At 69.7% G+C, this 18,110-nt stretch carries 17 protein-coding genes; 9 read left to right on the top strand and 8 right to left on the bottom strand.

Features of this window, described 5'->3' with window-relative positions; genetic code table 11:
* The first annotated feature begins 76 nt into the window (after nucleotides 1-76).
* Genes OWM54_RS17460 through OWM54_RS17450 form a run of 3 tightly spaced genes read left to right on the top strand, consistent with a single transcriptional unit; the run spans nucleotide 77 to nucleotide 5,034 of the window.
* On the top strand, nucleotides 77-799 hold the full coding sequence (locus tag OWM54_RS17460; RefSeq protein ID WP_267698241.1) for a TetR/AcrR family transcriptional regulator: 723 nt from the start codon (nucleotides 77-79) through the stop codon (nucleotides 797-799).
* 38 nt (nucleotides 800-837) lie between these two features.
* The gene (locus tag OWM54_RS17455; RefSeq protein ID WP_267701139.1) at nucleotides 838-1,905 is read left to right on the top strand and encodes an efflux RND transporter periplasmic adaptor subunit; all 1,068 of its coding nucleotides are present in this window, start codon (nucleotides 838-840) and stop codon (nucleotides 1,903-1,905) included.
* A 12-nt stretch (nucleotides 1,906-1,917) separates the two neighbouring features.
* Complete coding sequence (locus OWM54_RS17450) at nucleotides 1,918-5,034, top strand: efflux RND transporter permease subunit (protein ID WP_267698240.1); 3,117 nt, start codon at nucleotides 1,918-1,920, stop codon at nucleotides 5,032-5,034.
* Between the two features lie 49 nt (nucleotides 5,035-5,083).
* On the opposite strand, the gene OWM54_RS17445 is transcribed toward OWM54_RS17450, so the two are convergent.
* From OWM54_RS17445 to OWM54_RS17435, 3 genes are all read right to left on the bottom strand, one after another.
* Entirely contained in the window at nucleotides 5,084-5,584 is a 501-nt protein-coding gene (locus OWM54_RS17445; protein WP_267698239.1) for a hypothetical protein, read from the bottom strand.
* 5 nt (nucleotides 5,585-5,589) lie between these two features.
* A complete protein-coding gene (locus OWM54_RS17440; protein WP_267698238.1) occupies nucleotides 5,590-5,868 on the bottom strand; it encodes a hypothetical protein in 279 nt (92 codons plus the stop codon).
* Nucleotides 5,869-6,123: 255 nt separating this feature from the next.
* Nucleotides 6,124-6,876, bottom strand: coding sequence for a hypothetical protein (locus OWM54_RS17435; RefSeq protein ID WP_267698237.1), 753 nt, complete (start codon nucleotides 6,874-6,876; stop codon nucleotides 6,124-6,126).
* A gap of 54 nt (nucleotides 6,877-6,930) precedes the next feature.
* Between OWM54_RS17435 and OWM54_RS17430 the strand changes: the two genes are divergently transcribed.
* The 3 genes from OWM54_RS17430 to OWM54_RS17420 are packed head-to-tail and all read left to right on the top strand — an operon-like array spanning nucleotide 6,931 to nucleotide 8,496.
* Entirely contained in the window at nucleotides 6,931-7,485 is a 555-nt protein-coding gene (locus OWM54_RS17430) for a DUF2378 family protein (RefSeq protein WP_223749218.1), read from the top strand.
* A complete protein-coding gene (locus OWM54_RS17425; protein ID WP_223749219.1) occupies nucleotides 7,472-7,963 on the top strand; it encodes a hypothetical protein in 492 nt (163 codons plus the stop codon). The genes OWM54_RS17430 and OWM54_RS17425 overlap by 14 nt, the downstream gene beginning before the upstream one ends.
* Before the next feature lie 59 nt (nucleotides 7,964-8,022).
* Nucleotides 8,023-8,496: an NUDIX hydrolase gene (locus OWM54_RS17420; RefSeq protein WP_267698236.1), complete on the top strand. Its 474-nt coding sequence runs from the start codon at nucleotides 8,023-8,025 to the stop codon at nucleotides 8,494-8,496.
* A 209-nt stretch (nucleotides 8,497-8,705) separates the two neighbouring features.
* Here OWM54_RS17420 and OWM54_RS17415 read toward each other — a convergent pair whose 3' ends face one another.
* The 3 genes from OWM54_RS17415 to OWM54_RS17405 form a co-directional block, all read right to left on the bottom strand.
* On the bottom strand, nucleotides 8,706-9,128 hold the full coding sequence (locus OWM54_RS17415) for a hypothetical protein (protein WP_141331705.1): 423 nt from the start codon (nucleotides 9,126-9,128) through the stop codon (nucleotides 8,706-8,708).
* Between the two features lie 206 nt (nucleotides 9,129-9,334).
* The gene (locus OWM54_RS17410) at nucleotides 9,335-9,901 is read right to left on the bottom strand and encodes a DUF99 family protein (protein WP_267698235.1); all 567 of its coding nucleotides are present in this window, start codon (nucleotides 9,899-9,901) and stop codon (nucleotides 9,335-9,337) included.
* A 104-nt stretch (nucleotides 9,902-10,005) separates the two neighbouring features.
* A complete protein-coding gene (locus OWM54_RS17405) occupies nucleotides 10,006-10,209 on the bottom strand; it encodes a cold-shock protein (RefSeq protein ID WP_046710823.1) in 204 nt (67 codons plus the stop codon).
* Nucleotides 10,210-10,461: 252 nt separating this feature from the next.
* On the opposite strand from OWM54_RS17405, the gene OWM54_RS17400 reads away from it, so the two are divergent.
* Nucleotides 10,462-11,001 (top strand): hypothetical protein, encoded by a 540-nt coding sequence (locus tag OWM54_RS17400; protein WP_267698234.1) that lies wholly within the window; start codon nucleotides 10,462-10,464, stop codon nucleotides 10,999-11,001.
* A 68-nt stretch (nucleotides 11,002-11,069) separates the two neighbouring features.
* Here OWM54_RS17400 and OWM54_RS17395 read toward each other — a convergent pair whose 3' ends face one another.
* Entirely contained in the window at nucleotides 11,070-13,589 is a 2,520-nt protein-coding gene (locus OWM54_RS17395) for a sodium-translocating pyrophosphatase (RefSeq protein ID WP_267698233.1), read from the bottom strand.
* A 287-nt stretch (nucleotides 13,590-13,876) separates the two neighbouring features.
* Nucleotides 13,877-14,956, bottom strand: a complete 1,080-nt coding sequence (locus OWM54_RS17390; RefSeq protein ID WP_267698232.1) for a hypothetical protein — start codon at nucleotides 14,954-14,956, stop codon at nucleotides 13,877-13,879.
* 863 nt (nucleotides 14,957-15,819) lie between these two features.
* On the opposite strand from OWM54_RS17390, the gene OWM54_RS17385 reads away from it, so the two are divergent.
* Both OWM54_RS17385 and OWM54_RS17380 read left to right on the top strand, forming a co-directional pair.
* Nucleotides 15,820-16,938, top strand: a complete 1,119-nt coding sequence (locus OWM54_RS17385) for a substrate-binding domain-containing protein (RefSeq protein WP_267698231.1) — start codon at nucleotides 15,820-15,822, stop codon at nucleotides 16,936-16,938.
* 92 nt (nucleotides 16,939-17,030) lie between these two features.
* Nucleotides 17,031-18,071 carry a Virginiamycin B lyase gene (locus OWM54_RS17380; protein WP_267698230.1) on the top strand — a complete coding sequence of 347 codons (1,041 nt, stop codon included), beginning with the start codon at nucleotides 17,031-17,033 and terminating at the stop codon, nucleotides 18,069-18,071.
* Nucleotides 18,072-18,110: the final 39 nt, after the last annotated feature.

The following is an 18,110-nucleotide window of genomic DNA, read 5'->3' as shown; positions in this document are numbered from 1 at the left end:
CGTCATTACTGACTGGCGGGTTAGTAACGGGTCCGTCATGCCGAGACCCGCGGACCCCCATGCCAGGGAAGCCCTGATGACCGCCGCCCGCGCGGAGTTCGCCCGCAAGGGGCTGCGCGGGGCGCGCATCGAGGACATCACCGCCGCGTGTGGCCTCTCCAAGGGCGCCTTCTATCTGCACTTCGAGTCGAAGGAGGCGCTGTTCGCCCAGGTGCTGACGTCGTTCGAGACGCGGCTCAACGCGATGAACGCGCGGCGGATGGAGGCGATGGAGCGCCACCTGCGCGAGCACGGGCTGCCGGGCCCCCGGGACAGGCTGGAGCGCACCGAGCGCTACCAGTGCTTCTTCCAGACCGAAATCGACTTCGACCTGGAGTCGCTCGAGCTGATGTGGGCGCACCGGGACATCGTCGCGGTGCTCGTCAACGGCAGCCAGGGCACGCCCTTCGAGTCGCTCTTGTGGCGCATGACGGACGCGCAGGTGGAGCGCGTGGCGAGCGACTTCCGGCGGCTTCAAGCGGCGGGCGCGGTGGACCAGGAGATGGACGCGCGGCTGTTCGCCTCGTTCATCGTCGGCGCGTTCGTGCTGCTCGCGCAGCGCATGGTGCACTTGCAGGAGAAGCCGGACCTGACGGCCTGGGCCCACACGCTCCAGCGCCTGTGTGAAGGCGGCACGGTGCCGCGCTTCGAGACGCCCGCTCCCGCCCGGACTCCGGCGCGCGCGCAGCGGCCCAAGACTTCCACGCGACGGGCACCCGCCCGCGCGAAGACCCGTCACACCCCGAGGAAACGTCCGTGAACCTCCCCAGCAACCCCCGCGCCCCCAGGGCGCTCGCCATGGCGGGGCTCGTCGCCGCGACGCTGTCCGTGTCCGCCTGCTCCCGCGCGGATGCGTCCTCCACGCCCGCCGCCGGAGCGAAGACGGAGGCCGCGCCGCCCTCCGTGAAGCTGGTGTCCGCGCGCACGGTGAAGGCCGCGCCGCGCGAGGAGGTGACGGGCACGCTGTTCCCCGCGCAGATGCTCCAGGTGGGCTTCGAGGTGGGCGGGCGGCTGGCCGCGGTGAAGGTGGGCAAGGGGACGGTGGTGAAGAAGGGGGACGTGCTGGGGCAATTGGACGTGGAGATTGCCGACGCGCAGGTGGCGCAGGCGGAGGCCGCGGTGGCGGCGGCGCAGGCCGGGGCGGACATGGCCGCGGACGTGGCCGCGCGCAACCAGACGCTGCAGAAGGAGGGCGGGGTGAGTGATTTGCAGAACCGCTCCACCGCGGCGCAGGCGGCGCAGGCCCAGGCGCAGCTGCTCGCGGCCAAGGCGCAGCTGGCGCAGGCGCGGGCGGCCCGGCGGCGGCACGACTTGAAGGCGCCCTTCGAGGGGACGCTCATCGACGCGCCGGAGCAGACGGGCGCCACGGTGGGGCCGGGCACGCCGCTGTTCAACCTGGAGCGGCTGGACACGCTCCTGCTCAAGACGACGGTGGCGGAGTCGCTGCGCGCCCGGCTCAAGCCCGGCCAGAAGGTGCGGGTGGAGTCCATCGCCGGCGGCGCCTTCACCGAGGACGCGGTGGTGCGCACCATCCTGCCCTCCGCGGACCCGGCCACGCGTCGGGTGCCGGTGGAGCTGGCGGTGCCCAACGCGGACGGCCGCTTCGTGGCGCACACGCTGGCGCGCGCGGTGCTCCAACTGGGGGATGACCAGGACGCGCGGGTGGTGCCGGGCTCGGCGCTGTCCTCGGCGAACGGGGACCACGTGCTCATCGTCGGCTCGGGCGGCGAGGTGAAGCGGGTGGACGTGCAGGTGCTGGAGCGGCGCGAGCGCGAGGTGGTGGTGCTGGCGCGCTCCGAGTTCGAGTCGGTCATCGACCACCCCACGCCGAGCCTGTCGCAGGGCTCGCGCGTCACCGTGAAGTAGAGGGACGCCGCCATGCTCCTGAGCGACGTCTCCATCCGTCGGCCCGTCTTCACCACGATGCTGTCGCTGTGCCTCGTCGTCCTCGGCCTGATGGGCCTGGGGCGGCTGGGCACGGACCTGTATCCGGACGTGGCCTTCCCCGTCGTGGTCGTCAGCACCGTCTACAAGGGCGCGGGTCCGGGCGAAATCGAGACCCAGGTCGTCAAGCCCATCGAGGATGCCGTCGCGGGCATCAGCGGCGTGGACAAGATCCACTCCTGGAGCCGCGAGAACCTGAGCACGGTGGTGGTGCAGTTCAAGCTGTCCACCAACATCGACCGCGCGGTGCAGGAGGTGCGCGACAAGGTGGCGGGCATCGCCAACAAGCTGCCTCAGACGGCGGACGCGCCGGTGGTGGGCCGGGTGGACCTGTCGGCCACGCCCATCCTCACGTACGCGGTGTCCGCGGACCTGCGCTCCCAGGATTTGCGCCGGCTCATCGATGACCGCATCAAGCCCGCGCTCGCGCAGCTGGAGGGCGTGGCGGAGGTGCGAATCACGGGCGGCGACACGCGCGAGATTCAAATCGACCTGGACCTGGACAAGGCGCGCTCGGCGGGCGTGTCCCCGCTGGAGATCGCGCAGCGGGTGGGGGCGGAGAACCTGGACCTGCCGGCGGGCCGGCTGCAGCTGGGCTCGAGCGAGCTGACGGTGCGCTCGCTGGGGCAGTTCAAGGACGTGGAGGAGATCCGCCGGTTGCCGGTGGCGCGCAGCCGCACGGGCGCGCAGGTGCGGCTGGAGGAGATTGCGACGGTGACGGACGGGGTGGCGGAGCGGCGCACGGTGGCGCGGCTCAACGGGCAGGACGCCGTCATCCTGGACGTGGTGAAGCAGCCGGGCTCCAACACCATGGCGGTGAGCGACAACGTCAAGCGCGTGCTCAAGGACATGGGGCCGGAGGTGGGGCAGGGCTTCACGGCGCGGCTGCTCATCGACCAGTCGGACCTCATCAAGGAGAACGCGCACGAGGTGTGGGTGGCGCTCATCTTCGGCGGCGCGATGGCGGTGCTCATCATCCTGCTGTTCCTGCTGGATGGTCGCGGCACGTTCATCTCCGCGCTGGCGCTGCCCACGTCGGTGCTGGGGACGTTCTTCGCGATGTACCTCTTGGACTACACGCTCAACCAGATGACGCTCCTGGGGTTGTCGCTGGCCATCGGTCTGCTCATCGACGACGCGGTGGTGGTGCGCGAGGCGATCACCCACCGGCTGGAGAAGGGCGAGGACCCGATGAGCGCGGCGGCGAACGGCACGCGCGACGTCGGCCTCGCGGTGCTGGCGACGACGCTGTCGCTGGTGGCGGTGTTCGTGCCGGTGGCGTTCATGCCGGGCATCGTCGGTCAGTTCTTCAAGCAGTTCGGCATCACGATTTCGGTCGCCGTGCTCATCTCGCTGTTCATCTCCTTCACGCTGGACCCGATGCTGTCGGCGCGGCTCGCCAAGCAGCGCAGGCCGGGCGAGGTGCACCAGGACAACGCGGTGGCGGCGTGGCTGCGCGCCTTCCTGGACGGCACGGAGCGCGTGTACGAGCGCATCCTGCGCTGGGTGCTCGCGCACAAGTGGCTGACGACGGGCATCACCGTGGTGGTGCTGGTGGTGTCGTTCGGCGCGTCGAGCCGGCTGGGGTTGGAGTTCCTGTCGGCGGAGGACCGCTCGCAGTTCATGGTGGATTTGCAGCTGCCGGACTCGGCGAGCATCGCGGAGACGGAGTCGCGCACGGGGGAGGCGGAGGAGTTGCTGCGCAAGCTGCCGGAGGTGACGGCGGTCTACTCGGTGGTGGGCACCAACGGCGACGTGAACAAGGCTCGGCTGCGCGTGCTGACGGTGGGCAAGGGCGAGCGCACCAAGGGCATCCCGCAGTTGAAGGAGGAGGCGCGCGAGCTGCTCACGGGGCTGGTGGCCACGCGGGTGAACCTGAGCGACCCGCCCATCCTCGAGGGCATGGGGGGGGACTTCTATCCCATCATGGTGCGGGTGACGGGGCCGGACCTGGCGCGGGTGCAGGTGGAGGCGGAGCGAATCGCCGACATCCTGCGCAAGCTGGAGGGGACGGCGGACGTGCGGGTGGAGGCGAATCCGCCCAAGCCGGAGCTCCAGGTGCACATCGACCGGGCGCGGGCGAGCGACGCGGACATCAACGCTGCGGGGCTGGCGACGCAGCTGCGGCTGGCGATTGGCGGCGACGTGGTGGCGAAGCTGCGCGAGGGCACGACGGAGACGGACATCCGGGTGCGGCTGGCGGAGAAGGACCGGAGCACGCCGGAGCGGGTGCGGCAGCTGGAGGTGTTCACGCCCCGGGGTCTGAGGCCGGTGACGGACGTGGCGAGCGTGGAGCTGCGGGATGGGCCGAGCGTCATCGAGCACGAGAACCGCGAGCGGCAGATTGCCGTGTTCTCACAGCTGGGCAAGGGCGCGGCGCTGGGCAACATCGCGGCGAAGCTGAAGGAGCAGGTGGCGCTGGCGCCGCTGCCGCCGGGGTACACGATTGTCTACGACGGCCAGATGAAGAGCATGGATGAGCAGAACGAGGCGTTCGGCACGGCCTTCATGCTGGCGTTCGTGTTCATCTACATGGTGCTGGCGAGCCAGTTCGAGTCCTTCAAGCACCCGTTCACCATCATGGCGTCCTTGCCGCTGGCGCTGGTGGGCGCGTTGTTGGGATTGGTGCTGACGGGCTACCACCTGTCGATGGGCGCGATGATTGGCATCATCCTGTTGATGGGATTGGTGACGAAGAACGCGATTCTGCTCATCGACGGAGCGTTGCAGCACCTGCGCGAGGGTGACTCGGTGGACGAGGCGCTGATGAAGGCGGGGCCTCGCCGGTTGCGTCCGATCCTGATGACGAGCGCGGCGATGGCGATTGCCATGGTGCCGACGGCGGTGGGCACGGGGACGGGCTCGGAGTTCCGGGCGCCCATGGCCATCTCGGTGATTGGCGGCGTCATCACATCCACGTTCCTGACGCTGCTGGTGGTGCCGGTGGTGTTCGCGGCGATGGAGCGGGTGGGGCGCTGGGGTCGCAAGAAGACGCCCGCGGCCGGGCCCGCCGTGAAGCCGGTGGAGTCCGGGCCCAGTCAGGCCGCGTGACACCGTCTGCATGAAACACGGGGCCCGAGGCGGTTGGCTCGGGCCCTGTTCATTTGTCGAGTCCGCCGGAGCCGTGGGCCTCGGCGATGGCGGTGGAGTCGGGGAACAGGGCGCGCGCGCGGGTGGCGAGTCGCGCGGCCTCCTCGGTCTTTCCCTGCTCCACGAGGGATTCGATGAGGCCGGCCCAGGACTCCTCGAGCGTGCTCAACGCCCTGGTGGAGGCCTCCTGGTAGAGGGCCTCTGCTTGCTGGGGCGAATCGCGGACGACGCTCTGGAAGCGGGCCATGCCGATGAGCGCCTCGGGACTCCGGTCGGAGGACTCCAGGGCTTCGTTCAGGATGTGCTCGACGGAGGCGAAGAAGGCCTCGGGGTCCTCGGTGGGCTCGGGCTTGCCCCAGAGGAGCGCCCGGCTGGAGAAGAGCAGCCCTGGTACGTGGGTAGGGCAGCTCGTTCGCAGACGTTCGAGCAGTCGGAGCTGCTCGGGACTTCCCCAGTCCAGGCGCTTGGCTTCGGTCAGCAGTCGCAGCAGGTCGTGCGGGCTCGGGTGCATGGGGCTCACTGCTTCTGAAGGAGTCGCGAGTTGTCCTTCGCCACATCTTTGAGGAGCTTGAGCGCCGTCTGCAGCTCCTTCTTCGTCGCGAGGGTGAAGTTCTCCGCGTCGTACATCTTCTGGATATCGTGCCGGGTGAAGTCCTTGAGCCTGGCGGGGAAGTTCGGCACGCGCTGGAGCCGGGCGGGAATCTCTCCGAGCTTCATCGAGAGGTCCGCGATGTGACGGCGAAAGGCCGTCGCGGCGGAGGACTCGATGAGTCCGGAGGCTGCTGACTCGGACACCAGCGCTTCGGCTTCCGCGAACCGTCCCTCTGAAATCAGGTGGGTGATGCGTGCTTCAGCGCTGTTCCGTCCGAAGCCACCGCCACTCCCCTCATCGACATGGGCGCAGGCGAAAAGGCCGCAGACGAAGAGGACCAGGATGTATCGCCCGACTCCCGAGCCAGTCCTTCGTTCCATCTGGTGAAGGTTACCGGCGCGCGAGGATGCGCACCCACGCATCGGTGGCGCGCTGTCGGCTCCTGGGCGATATGCGGCCTACCCGCCCGTGTACACGGGCGTCATCGTGTCGAGGATGGCGCGCATGAGCGCCTGGCCGTCCGGCGTGTCCGGGCACAGTCCTCCCCAGACCAGCGTGAGGCGCTCGGCGACGGGGCGGAAGTACATGCGCCCTCGCATCCTCACCGGCTCGTAGCTCTCCCGGCCACCGGCGAGGTAGTCCTCCTCCGGCACGCCGAACACCGCGTAGTAGCTCAGGTCCGGCGCCTGCGCGTCCTCGGTGCGATGCAACCCGCTGGGGATGAGACAGGCCACGTCCGCGCTGTGCCACGCGCCCTGCCGCCCCGTCGTCACCTCCAGCGGCTCGAAACACATCCGCGACGCCGGGCACCCCAGCTCCCCCGCCGTCAGGAAGTTGTAGTCCAGCCGCGGAATCTCCAGCATCTCCTCCACGTCCACCCGTCCATCGCTCCGGAAACCCCAGGGGTTGCCGTCCCGCTTGTACGAGCGCACGCCATAGGCGCCGTAGAACACGTTGTACCAGGGGCTGTGCGGATTGAAGTAGTCCGAGCACCCCACGTCGTCCGGGAAGTCCGCGATGGTGAAGGCCACCAGCAAGTCGAACAGCCGCTTGTTCTCGAACGCGAGGAACGGCTCGTGCGCCACCGCCCCGATGGAGCCCCGGACCGCCGGCACCGGCGTCACCCACCCCAGCTCCTCCAGGAAGTTCGTCTTGCCCGGAAGCGGCGTCGCGTTCATGGCCATCACGGCCAGCTCTCGTTGGAGACCCATGGTGTTTTCGTTCCCCGCTGCAACGACAGATGGGTCCAGAGTACACTGGTGAACATGCCGGAGAAGCTCGTCTTCGAGCACACCTTCGAAGGGCTCTTCGTGAGGGGACTCGCGGGGCGCGTCACGCCCGTCCTGCGAGACCGCCTGCACGAGGTCGGCCTGGACCTGAAGAAGAAGCTCCGGCCCGCCTACGACTTCGACATCTGGTGCTCCGCCGTCCGCGTCGCCGCCCAGGAGCTGCACCCCGACGTGCCCCCCGAGGAGGGCTATGCCCTGCTGGGTGAGCGCATGGTGGATGGCTACCGCGAGACGGCGATGGGGCGCGCCCTCTTCAGCGTCATCCAGCTTCTGGGCCCTCGACGCGGCGTGGGCCGCGCCCAGCAGATGTTCCGCTCCGGCAACAACTACACCGAGGCCCGCATCGAGGATGTCTCTTCCAACGAGGTGGACCTCTGGATGAACGAGGCCGGCCCCATCCGCTACTTCACCCAGGGCGCCCTGCGCGCGGGCCTGCGCGCCACCGGCGCCGTGCAGCCGCTCGTCACCGTGGCGGGCTTCACCTCCGCCGACGTCACCTACCGCTGCACGTGGCGCAATGGAGTCTCCTGAGCCCTCCCTGCCGGGCCTGCTCGCCGTGGACCTGGGCCTGCGCTCGGGGCTCGCCCTGTACGGACCGGATGGGCGGCTGCGGACGTACCGCTCGCAGAACTTCGGCAGCCAGTCGCGGCTGAAGCGCGCGGTGCCCTCGGTCCTCGCGGGCTCGGGCGAGCTGGCCTGGCTCGTCCTCGAGGGCGGCGGGCCCGTGGCGGACGTCTGGGAGCGCGAGTCCGCACGGCGCGCGCTGCCCGTGCTGCGCGTCTCCGCCGAGGACTGGCGCGAGCGGCTCCTGTACGCGCGTGAGCAGCGCAGTGGCGGACAGGCGAAGGACGCGGCGGACGGACTGGCGCGCAGGGTCATCGCGTGGTCCGGCGCCCCGAAGCCGACCTCGCTGCGCCACGACGCCGCGGAGGCCATCCTGTTGGGCCTGTGGGGCGTGCTGGAGGTGGGCTGGCTCGCGCAGGTGCCGCCCGAGGTCCGCGCCCGGTAGGGGCCCTTGCCGCGTCCCTGCTATGACGGGGGCTCGGGTTGCGCCGGAAGGAGGCCACGGTGAAGCGGTGGGTGGATGCGCTCGCGCGCACGGGGTACCGGGGCGCGTACACGCTGGCGCGGCTGTACTGGCTCGTGCGTCACCCCAGGACGCAGGGCGTCTTCGTCGGCGTGTGGCACGCCGGCCGGGTGCTGCTCCTCCAGAACTCCTACAAGCACCCGCTCAGCATGCCCGGCGGGGGCATGGACGGGGGCGAGTCCCCCGAGCAGGCCGGCGCCCGCGAGCTGCACGAGGAGGTCGGCCTGCGCGTGGACGTGTCCTCCCTGCGCCCCGTCTTCGAGACCGTGGGCACCTCCGAGAACAAGGAGGACCACGTCCGCTTCCTCGAGCTCGACGTGGACCACGAGCCCACGCTCACCATCGATGACCGCGAGGTCACCTGGGCGGCGTTCATCGACCTGGACACCGCCCTGCGCCTGCCCGTCTCGCCCCTGGTCCGTGCCTACCTGGAGCACGCGCGCTCACGCCGCTGACCCCCGGCAATCCCACGCGGGCAGACGATGGGCCCACGGGGCCATGCCCGCTCCCGCCGCGTCACCTCCGCGGCCGTGTCTCGAGACATGGCACCGCCAGGCCGGGGTGAGCCGGCGTCCTCGAGACAGTGATTGCCAGGGTGAGACATCCCGTGCGGGCGCGACAGTGACGTCGGGGAGGGGGCCCGCGCGGGGAGATGAGACTGTCGTCAGCGGGCGTGGGCGACCGCGGGCTCGTTCACCAGGAAGTGCTGGGTGCGGGCCTTGGCGAGCTGCTTGTCGGCTTCCTCGATGGACACACAATTCACGGTGATGTCGCCGTTCTCCGTCACCGTCTCGGAGGCCACGCGCGCCGTCTGGAGCCGGGCGATGACCGAGTCCGACACATGCACGCACACCAGGCAGCCCCGCTCGCGTCCGTACTGGACGACCTCGCCGAAGATGGCCGCCGACTCCGGCTCCAGCGCCTTCAAGCCCCGCATATCCGCCAGCACCAGGTGCCGGCCTTTCGCATACGTATCCGTCGCGGTCCGGTAGGCCGCGGCGAAATCCTTCATCTCATTGGGTCGGACAAAGCCCTTCAACCGCACCGTGACGGTGCGGCGGTTCGTATCGTTGGAGACCTCGAACATGGAGCCCTCCCTCCTGGGGAGGACAAACAATAACAAACATCCGGGCCACTCCGAAACCACCCCCGGACAGTCTGTCCGCCCTGGAATAGTCGAAAGGAATTGTGTCACGACAGACCCGGGACGATGGAACATTGCCACCAGCGCGCATCCCCATCTCACGCCAGCGCAATCCTCCGCGCCCAACGTGAGGTCGAGTCACATCCGACTCAGGCGCGCTGACTGCTCTCACCGGTGACGACCGCCGAGCCGATGAGGTGCGCCAGCCGCAGCGCCTCCGGCACGTGGCCCCTGTCCGTCACGCGCCGGAGCGCCTCCGCCACGTCGTCGGGCCCGGCGCCCTGCACCTGGAAGGTGAAGCCCGCAAGCTGGTGGATGGGCCCCGCACGGCGGAGCGTGGCCCAGCGCTCGTCCGCGCGCGGCAGCCGCCTCAACGCGCGCTCCACCGCGTCCAGGTCCGGCGGCCTGCGCATCACCGCCACGCACGGCTTGCCCAGGCGCGCCGCGAGCGCGGGCAGGTCCACCACGTTGAAGCCGCCGAACGCGATGCCATCCAGCAACACCAGATGCACCTGCGGCAGGAACTTGCCGCCCTCCAGCAGCCGGCACACCTCGTGCGTGCCGTTCCAGCCGTCCCTGCGCACGCGCCCCCAGACGAGCCCCTCGAAGCGCGTGCCCGCGCAGACCACGCCCGCCAGGGGCACGGAGACTCCCGCGCGGCGGGGGAAGGGCCCATCGTCGAAGCCGATGACTCGGGGGAAGCGGGGCAGGCGCATGGGCGGCCCAGCCTCGCAAAGCCCGCGCCCCGACGGAAAGGAAGAAGCCCGACCCCGCGCGACGCGGAGACGGGCTTCAGGCACGTCCAGGACTGGAAGAAGGCTCAGCCCGCGCGAACGTTCTGCGCCTGGAGGCCCTTGGGGCCGCGGCCGACCTCGAACTCCACCTTCTGGCCTTCCTGCAGCGTCCGGAAGCCATCCATGTTGATGGCCGTGTGGTGGACGAACACGTCCTCACCACCACCGTCCTGCACGATGAAACCAAAGCCCTTCGCATCGTTGAACCACTTCACGGTACCAGTTGCCATGAATCGCGTTCTCTCGGGTGGTGCGGCGCGCCGCGGTTATCGGCCTCTGAGAATGTAGAGACCGTAAGTCGGACATAGTCTGCCTGGGGCGGCCGGTTGAGTGGAAGCCCCCTCGGCCGCTTGCCGTGCGGGAGGGGTGAGGAGTGGTGGCCGGGATTCCTACTTCCGCGGGCATGCGGGGAGGGGCGCTGGCGGCGGGCGTGCCTACCGTCAGGGGGAGCCCTTGGCACCGCCCCGGAAAGGAGCCCCGTGATGAGCCTGTCCGTCCTGCCGCCCCCTCCCACCGCCCCCCGGGCGGAGAGCGCCCCCCGCCGGGTGGCGCGCCACCTGGTGGATACCAGCGCCCGGGCGGGCATCCTCTCCCGGCCGCTCCTGGAGCGCTTCCCGCTGCGCCGCTGGGTGCCCTCGGAGGTCCACACGCTGCTGGACTACCGCGCCGGGGTGGCCGCGGTGGTGGCGGGGCACCTGTCCGAGGATGGGACAGCGCGTCGAGCGGGCTGGGCCCTGGGCGCGTCGCTCGTTGGCATCACGCTGCTCACCGACGCGCGGCTGAGCGTCTCGAAGCTCATCCCCATCGAGGTGCATGAGCTGTTCGACTACGTCCACGGCGCGGCGGCGGTGCTGGCGCCCTTCGCGCTGGGCTATGCGAAGAGGCACCCCCTCACCGCCGCGGCGCACGTGCTGCTGGGCCTGTCGTCGCTGGCGGTGGCGCTGGTGACGGACTACCGCTGCCAGACGGGCATGCACCTGGGCGGCGAGCACCTGACGGACCCCGAGGGCATTGGCGCCTGAGAACGCGAAGCGGCGGGGCCCTGGGACAGGCACCCCGCCGCTGTTGAATCACGCAGGGGAGGCGGCGCTCAGGCCGTCTTCACCGCGGCCTGGGGCTTGGACTCGGGCGCGCTGGCGCCGGCGACGCTCTGGATGCGCATGCCGTAGAAGCTGCGGTAGACGAACACCGTCGAGAGCACGAAGAACACCACCGAGAGGATGCGGGTGAGCTGGCCCTGGCCCGAGGCCTCCAGCTCCACCGCCAGCTCCACGGCGAGCAGGCCGAAGAGGGTGGTGAACTTGATGACCGGGTTGAGCGCCACGGAGGACGTGTCCTTGAACGGGTCGCCCACGGTGTCGCCGACGACGGTGGCCGCGTGCAGCTCCGTGCCCTTGGCCTTGAGCTCCACCTCCACCAGCTTCTTGGCGTTGTCCCAGGCGCCACCCGCGTTGGCCATGAAGACGGCCTGGTACAGGCCGAAGATGGCGATGGAGATGAGGTAGCCCACGAAGAAGTACGGCTCCAGGCAGGCGAAGGCGAGCGTGCTGAAGAAGACCGCCAGGAAGATGTTGATCATCCCCTTCTGCGCGTACTGCGTGCAGATTTCGACGACCTTCTTGGAGTCCGACACGCTGGCCTTCTCCACGCCCTCCAGCTTGATGTTGGCCTTGATGAACTCCACCGCGCGGTAGGCGCCCGTGGACACCGCCTGCATGGACGCGCCGGAGAACCAGTAGATGATGGCGCCGCCGGTGATGAGGCCCAACAGGAACGGGGCGTGCAGCAGGGACAGGTACTGGGCCTTCGCCGGGTCGAGCACGCCGTCCTTGATGCCGACGAGCAGCACGATGATGGAGAAGATCATCGTGGTGGCGCCCACCACGGCCGTGCCGATGAGCACCGGCTTCGCGGTGGCCTTGAAGGTGTTGCCCGCGCCGTCGTTCTCCTCGAGGTACTCCTTGCCCTTCTCGAAGTCGGGCGTGAAGCCGAAGTCGCGCTTCACCTCGTCCTTCACGTTGGGGACGTTCTCGATGAGCGACAGCTCGTAGACGCTCTGCGCGTTGTCCGTCACCGGGCCGTACGAGTCCACGGCGATGGTGACCGGGCCCATGCCCAGAAAGCCGAAGGCCACCAGGCCGAAGGCGAACACCGGCGCGGCAATCATGAGCTGGCCCACGCCCTCGCCCGCGACGCCCGAGCCGCTGAACCAGAACGCCAGGCCCATCAGCATGGCGATGACGAGCCCCATCCAGTACGCGGAGAAGTTGCCGGCGACCAGGCCCGAGATGACGTTGAGCGACGCGCCGCCCTCGCGGCTGGCCGTCACCACCTCGCGCACGTGGCGGCTCTCCGTGGAGGTGAAGACCTTGATGACCTCCGGGATGATGGCGCCCGCCAGCGTGCCGCAGGTGATGATGGCGGACAGCTTCCACCACAGCGACGGGTCGCCGTTGAGGTTGGGGATGAGCAGGTAGCTGACCAGGAACGTCAGCGCCACGGAGATGATGGACGTCACCCACACCAGCGCGGTGAGCGGGTGCTCGAAGTTCATGTGGTCCGCGTTCTTGTACTTGGCGGACTGGTACACGTTGTTGAGCGCGTAGGCGGCCAGCGACGCGAGCACCATCACGATGCGCATCATGAAGATCCAGACGAGCAGTTCCACCCGGAAGCCCTCGCCCACCGCCAGCAGGATGAAGGTGATGAGCGCCACGCCCGTCACGCCGTAGGTCTCGAAGCCGTCCGCGGACGGGCCCACGCTGTCACCCGCGTTGTCACCCGTGCAGTCCGCGATGACGCCCGGGTTGCGAGCGTCGTCCTCCTTGATGCGGAAGACGATCTTCATCAGGTCCGAGCCGATGTCGGCAATCTTGGTGAAGATGCCGCCCGCGATGCGCAGCGCGGACGCGCCCAGCGACTCGCCGATGGCGAAGCCGATGAAGCACGGGCCCGCGAAGTCCGCCGGGATGAACAGCAGGATGGCCAGCATCAGCAACAGCTCCGTGCTGATGAGCACCATGCCGATGGACATGCCCGCCTGCAGGGGGATGGCGTAGGTGGGGTAGGGCTTGCCGCGCAAGCTCGCGAAGGCGGTGCGGCTGTTGGCGAACGTGTTGACGCGGATGCCGAACCAGGCGACGCCGCACGAGCCGGCGATGCCCACGAGGCTCGCGACGAGGATGATGCCCACCCGGCCCGCGTCCATGTGACGCAAGAAGCCGAAGTAGCCCACCATCACCACCGCGATGAGCGCCCACAGCACGCCGATGAACTTCAGCTGCGTCATCAGGTACGTCTTGCACGTCTCGTAGATGAGCTCGGAGATCTCGAGCATGGCCCGGTGCACGGGCAGCTTCTTGAGGCTGGCGTACTGGAGGAAGCCGAAGACGAGCCCCAGCACGCTCACCGCGATGCCGGACAGCAGCAGTTGATGGCCATTGAGTCCGCCGCCCAGGAACGTCTTGGTGGCGAAGTCGGGGAGGACCAGGTCCGCCTCACTGGCGTGAGCGGACGTGGCGGCGAGGACCGACAGGAGCCCCAGGGCCCTGGCGACCACGCCGGTGACGCTCCGGGACGGAGCGTCCTTGCGTGAAACGGTGCTTGTCATGGGGGTGCAACTCCTCACAGAGACTCGGCCGGAAGCGCGACCCACAACGCCGCGCCCCGGGATGACAGGGAGTGGTGTCGAGGGGTTGGCCGTCTGCGAACGAAGTTGCCGCGCGCCGACGCTTCAGCACAGCCTCGCCCTTCAAGGCGCGCGAACGGCACGCGTCCGAAGGCGAGACGGCGAATACCATGGCCGCCCGTGGGAAGTCGAATCCGAGACAGGCTTCGATTGCCCGCAAGACAAATGATTGGGATGCCGCGTCTAAGTATTTCCCGCCATTTTTCGTGTCAGGGTTTCAGGCGGAAAAGAAAACCATCCTGCGGCTGCGGATAGGGCGTCCCTGGCGGAAGCTTTCGCCGCAGCGCGCCAGCCACCAATGTATGCCCTGTGACATCCACGGCCACGGTGCGGGCTGACGGCTGCTGGGGGCTTTCGAGCGTGCGGACCCAGAGCGCGTCGCCCTTCTCGGGCTGGAGCCGGGCGACGTAGAGGCCCGCGGGCGCGGCGGTGCGGGCCAGCTCCAGGGCGCCGTCGTGGGTGCCGGAGATGGTGAGCTGTCCGGCGTCATCCGTGGCGAGCGCGGTGGCGGTGGCGGCGAAGGAGCGCGCCCAGCGCTCCTGGCCGTCCGCGCTGAAGGCCGCGACGAAGCCGTGGTGGTTGCCCGCGTCGTGGGGCTGGCCCTGGAAGTAGAAGCGGCTGGAGAAGGCGCCCGCCACGTAGACGCGGTCGGGGCCCACGGCGAGCGCGTTCACCGCGCCGGTGGAGCCTCGGAAGTCGCGGCTCCACGCGTGGGCGCCCTCGGGCGTCAGCTTGAGGACGAAGGGCGTGCGCTGGCGCACCGTGAGGAACTGGCCGCCGCCGAAGCACACCGCGCCCGCGTAGGCCCCGCCCACGTAGATGCCGCCGAAGGCATCCACGCCCGCGGCGCGCGCGGTGACGAAGCCCTCCGCGCCCGCGGACCAGACGCGGCTCCAGCGCGTGCGGCCCATTGCGTCCAGGCGCAGGACGAAGGCGCCGCGCTCACCGTCCGGAGGCGAGCGCACGGCGTCGCCGAAGTCGTGCTCGCCGCTGAAGTCTCCCACCACCACCACGCCGCCCGCGTCGGAGGTGACGGCCTGGATGGTGAGCGCGCCCTCTCCCGTGAAGTCCTTCACGGCCTCGACGGAGCCCGTGGGCGACAGGCGCGCGATGAAGGGACCATCCGGCAGGCGCGTGCCCGAGAGCGTGGCGCCGGAGATGGCGCCGCCCAGCCACGGCCGTCCCTGGGTGTCGATGACGAGCCCGCCCACGCGCACGCGCGAGGTGCCCTCCTCCGGCACGACCCCGTGGGCCCAGCGCAGGGCCCCGTCCGGGGAGAAGCGCGCCACCAACAGATGAGGCTTTGATGCACTCCGGTTGAAAGGCAGAGGGCCGCCCCCCACGTCCATAGGCTCCCGGTATGTCGCCGCGACGAGGACGTCCCCGTCGGGAGCAATCACCGCGTGTGGCGCCTCGCTGTCCCCGTGCGCCAGCGGACGCGACCACGCCATGACCCCCTCGCCCTCGCCACCCCGCTCAGCCGTCCCCACCACCACCACCGGGCCTGGAGCACGTGGTGCTGCAATCGCCTGCTCCCCGCACGCCACGAGTGCAGGCGCCAGCAGACACACCACGCTCAACCACCGCCAACCCACCATCGCCCGCCCCAGCCTCTCCCGCCGCCCAACCCCCCGACGACCCTCTGCCCTTCAACCGTGGGGATGCTTCTGCAAGCAGGTTGCCAGCGGCGTCCCCGCAAGGGTTTTCCCTCGGAGGGGCCCGGGGACATGGGTCTGGAGGGCGGGGTGGATGTCCTGTCTCCTGAAAAAATCCCTGTCCACCAGCCAACGCGGGAGGAAAAACGACGCGGCCGGCAGGAAGGCAGACAGGCCTGTAGCACCCACGGGCAGGCGAGGTGGCGTGGTGTGGGGCCAGCAGCTGTCAGGTGTCTGACATTGCGGCCGCGCGCCACGAACGCGCCACGAAGCGGCTGTGAAGGCTGCCGCACGGAGGGTGTGACGCGGCGCTGGCCAAATCTTGACCAAGTTGAGTCAGCGCCTGTCTGGCCATTGAGGCACCTTGCTCCTCGTCGAAGCCCGGGCCTCCGGGTTCGACGGTCCTCTCCAGGCACGAGGTCTCACCGCTCCCGCGTCTTCGCGGGGAGAGGGCCGCGTCTTGCCGTCAATCCCCCGCGATACCTGAGGAGTCGTCCATGAACAGCATGAAGTGGGTGATGTCCGCCACGGTGGTGGCGATGTCGGTCGTCGGTTGCGGTGGTCAGTCGGTGGTGGGAGTGCAGCAGGCGGAGTCGAGCCGCGGGCAGGCGCTGGCGCAGGCCTTCTACGGCTCCGACACGCTGAAGGACACGTTCATCGCCGGGGCGCTGCAGGCGGGCTCCGGGCTGAGCGTGGAGGGCAAGGGCTCTGGCGTGGGCGAGGCGTGCATGCGCAACGGCGTGGGCTCCAGCGGCTTCTGCGGCGCGGGCCAGCAGACGCTGGCGCCCATGTCGCGTGACTTCGCCGCGCCGAAGACGGCGTCGGGGGCCACCTGTCTGGGGGGCACCGCCGCGGACGCGAAGGGCTGCTGCCCCGGCGAGCGCAGCAACACCATCGCGCTGGACGCGGTGAACGCGTTCGTGAAGACGAGCACGTACACGGCGCTGGCGAGCAACGGCCTCACCACGCAGGAGCTGCGCCGCATCTTCTTCGCCACCGACAACGCGAACGTGGCCATCCCCGGCGCGTGCCCCACGGACTGGAGCGCGTTCGGTCTGCCGTCGGCGCCCATCGTCAAGTACCGCCGCGACGACCTGTCCGGCACCACGGACACCTTCAAGTCGCTGCTCAAGGGCGGCGCGTTCTGCCCCGGCGTGACGGTCATCGTGGACGAGTCCGCCGCCAACCCCAGCCCCTGCACCGCGTCCGACAGCGCCACCGCCTGCATCGGCAGGCTGACGGAGGCCGGCGCCAACGCCATCGGCTACGCCGGTGACTCCGCGTCGCGTCCGGGCAACTCGAAGCTCAAGCTGAAGGCCGTCGCGCCCATCTCGCCCACGACGAGCGTCTACGTGGAGTCCAACGCCACCAACGTCCGCAAGCTGCTCCAGGCGGGCGCCACGGACATCTACCCGCTGTCCCGCCGGCTGTTCCTGAACGAGAACCGCAACACGGCCCGCTCGTTCGACGAGGCCACGCTGCACGAGTGGATCTACGACACGAACTCCGAGGACTTCGAGGCCATCCTGACCGAGCAGGGCTTCATCGCCTGCAGCGACCTGGGCGCGCTCGACTGCGGCGGCGACAAGGGCCGCGGCCAGGGCCTGTGCAACTAGTCATCGGCTGACCCGCTGGAGCGAGGGAGCGGGGGGGCTCCCTCGCTCCCCTTTTCCTTTCAACGTCTTCCCGCAACCGAAGTCCTGCTCCCATGCGCTCGAACCTTCATGTCGTGCTTCGCTCGTCGCTGCTCCTCGTCTCCACCTCGCTCGTGGGCGCGCCCGCCCTGGCGTCCGACCTCCAGGCCGCGCCGTGGGTCTGCCGGGATTCGCGGGGCGCGGTGGGGGACGTCTCGGAGATTTCCCTGTCCGCGGGCTCGGGCCCCCTGAGCATCACCGTGGGCCCGGACCTGGCGCTCTGGTTCACCCAGGCCGGCTCCAACAAGGTGGGGCGCGCCACCCGGAGCGGGGTGCTCACCGAGTTCCCGCTCCCCACGTCGGGCGCGGGCGTGCAACAGATTGCCGCGGGCTTCGACGGGCACCTGTGGTTCACGGAGCTGGCCGCCAACCAGGTGGGACGCATCTCCCGTGACGGGGTGGTGACGGAGTTCCCGCTGCCCAGCCGCGGCTCGAGCCCCGCCGGCATCGCCGCCGGCCTGGATGGCAATGTCTGGTTCACCGAGGTGGTGGGCAACCGCATCGGCCGAATCACGCCCGAGGGCGTGGTGACGGAGTTCGCGCTGCCGACGGCGGGCGCCCAGCCTCGCGCCATCACCCAGGGCTTCGACGGCAACCTCTGGTTCGTGGAGCAGGCGGCCAACAAGATTGGCTCCATCTCCTTCGACGGCGTCATCCGGGAGTTCGAGCTGCCGGTGGCCCGGAGCGCTCCGTCCGCCATCGTCGCGGGCCTGGATGGCAATGTCTGGTTCACCGAGCAGGCCGGGGACCGCATCGGCCGCATCACGCCGGAGGGCGTGGTGACGGAGTTCGCCCTGCCCACGCCGGGGAGCCAGCCCAATGCCATCGCGCTGGGGCCGGATGGTCAGCTCTGGTTCACCCAGCTCGCCGGCAACCGCATCGGCCGCATCTCCTACGCGGGCACCATCACCGAGTATGCCCTTGCGTCACCCAACAGCCGGCCCTCCGGCATCGTGCTCGCGCCGCCGGGCTCCTGGTGCCTGGATGCGCACCTGTGGTTCACCGAGCGCGGCACGCACAAGCTGGGACGGATTCGCGCCATCGCCGTGCCGTGACATGGCCGGGACCTGAGCGCCTTTCTTCACATCCGGCCG

Origin of the sequence: Myxococcus sp. MISCRS1, from assembly GCF_026626605.1 — a bacterium.
In the GTDB taxonomy this organism is placed as follows: domain Bacteria; phylum Myxococcota; class Myxococcia; order Myxococcales; family Myxococcaceae; genus Myxococcus; species Myxococcus fulvus.
Note: the sequence above shows the minus strand (reverse complement) of the source record. Positions and strands in the feature narration are given on the sequence as shown.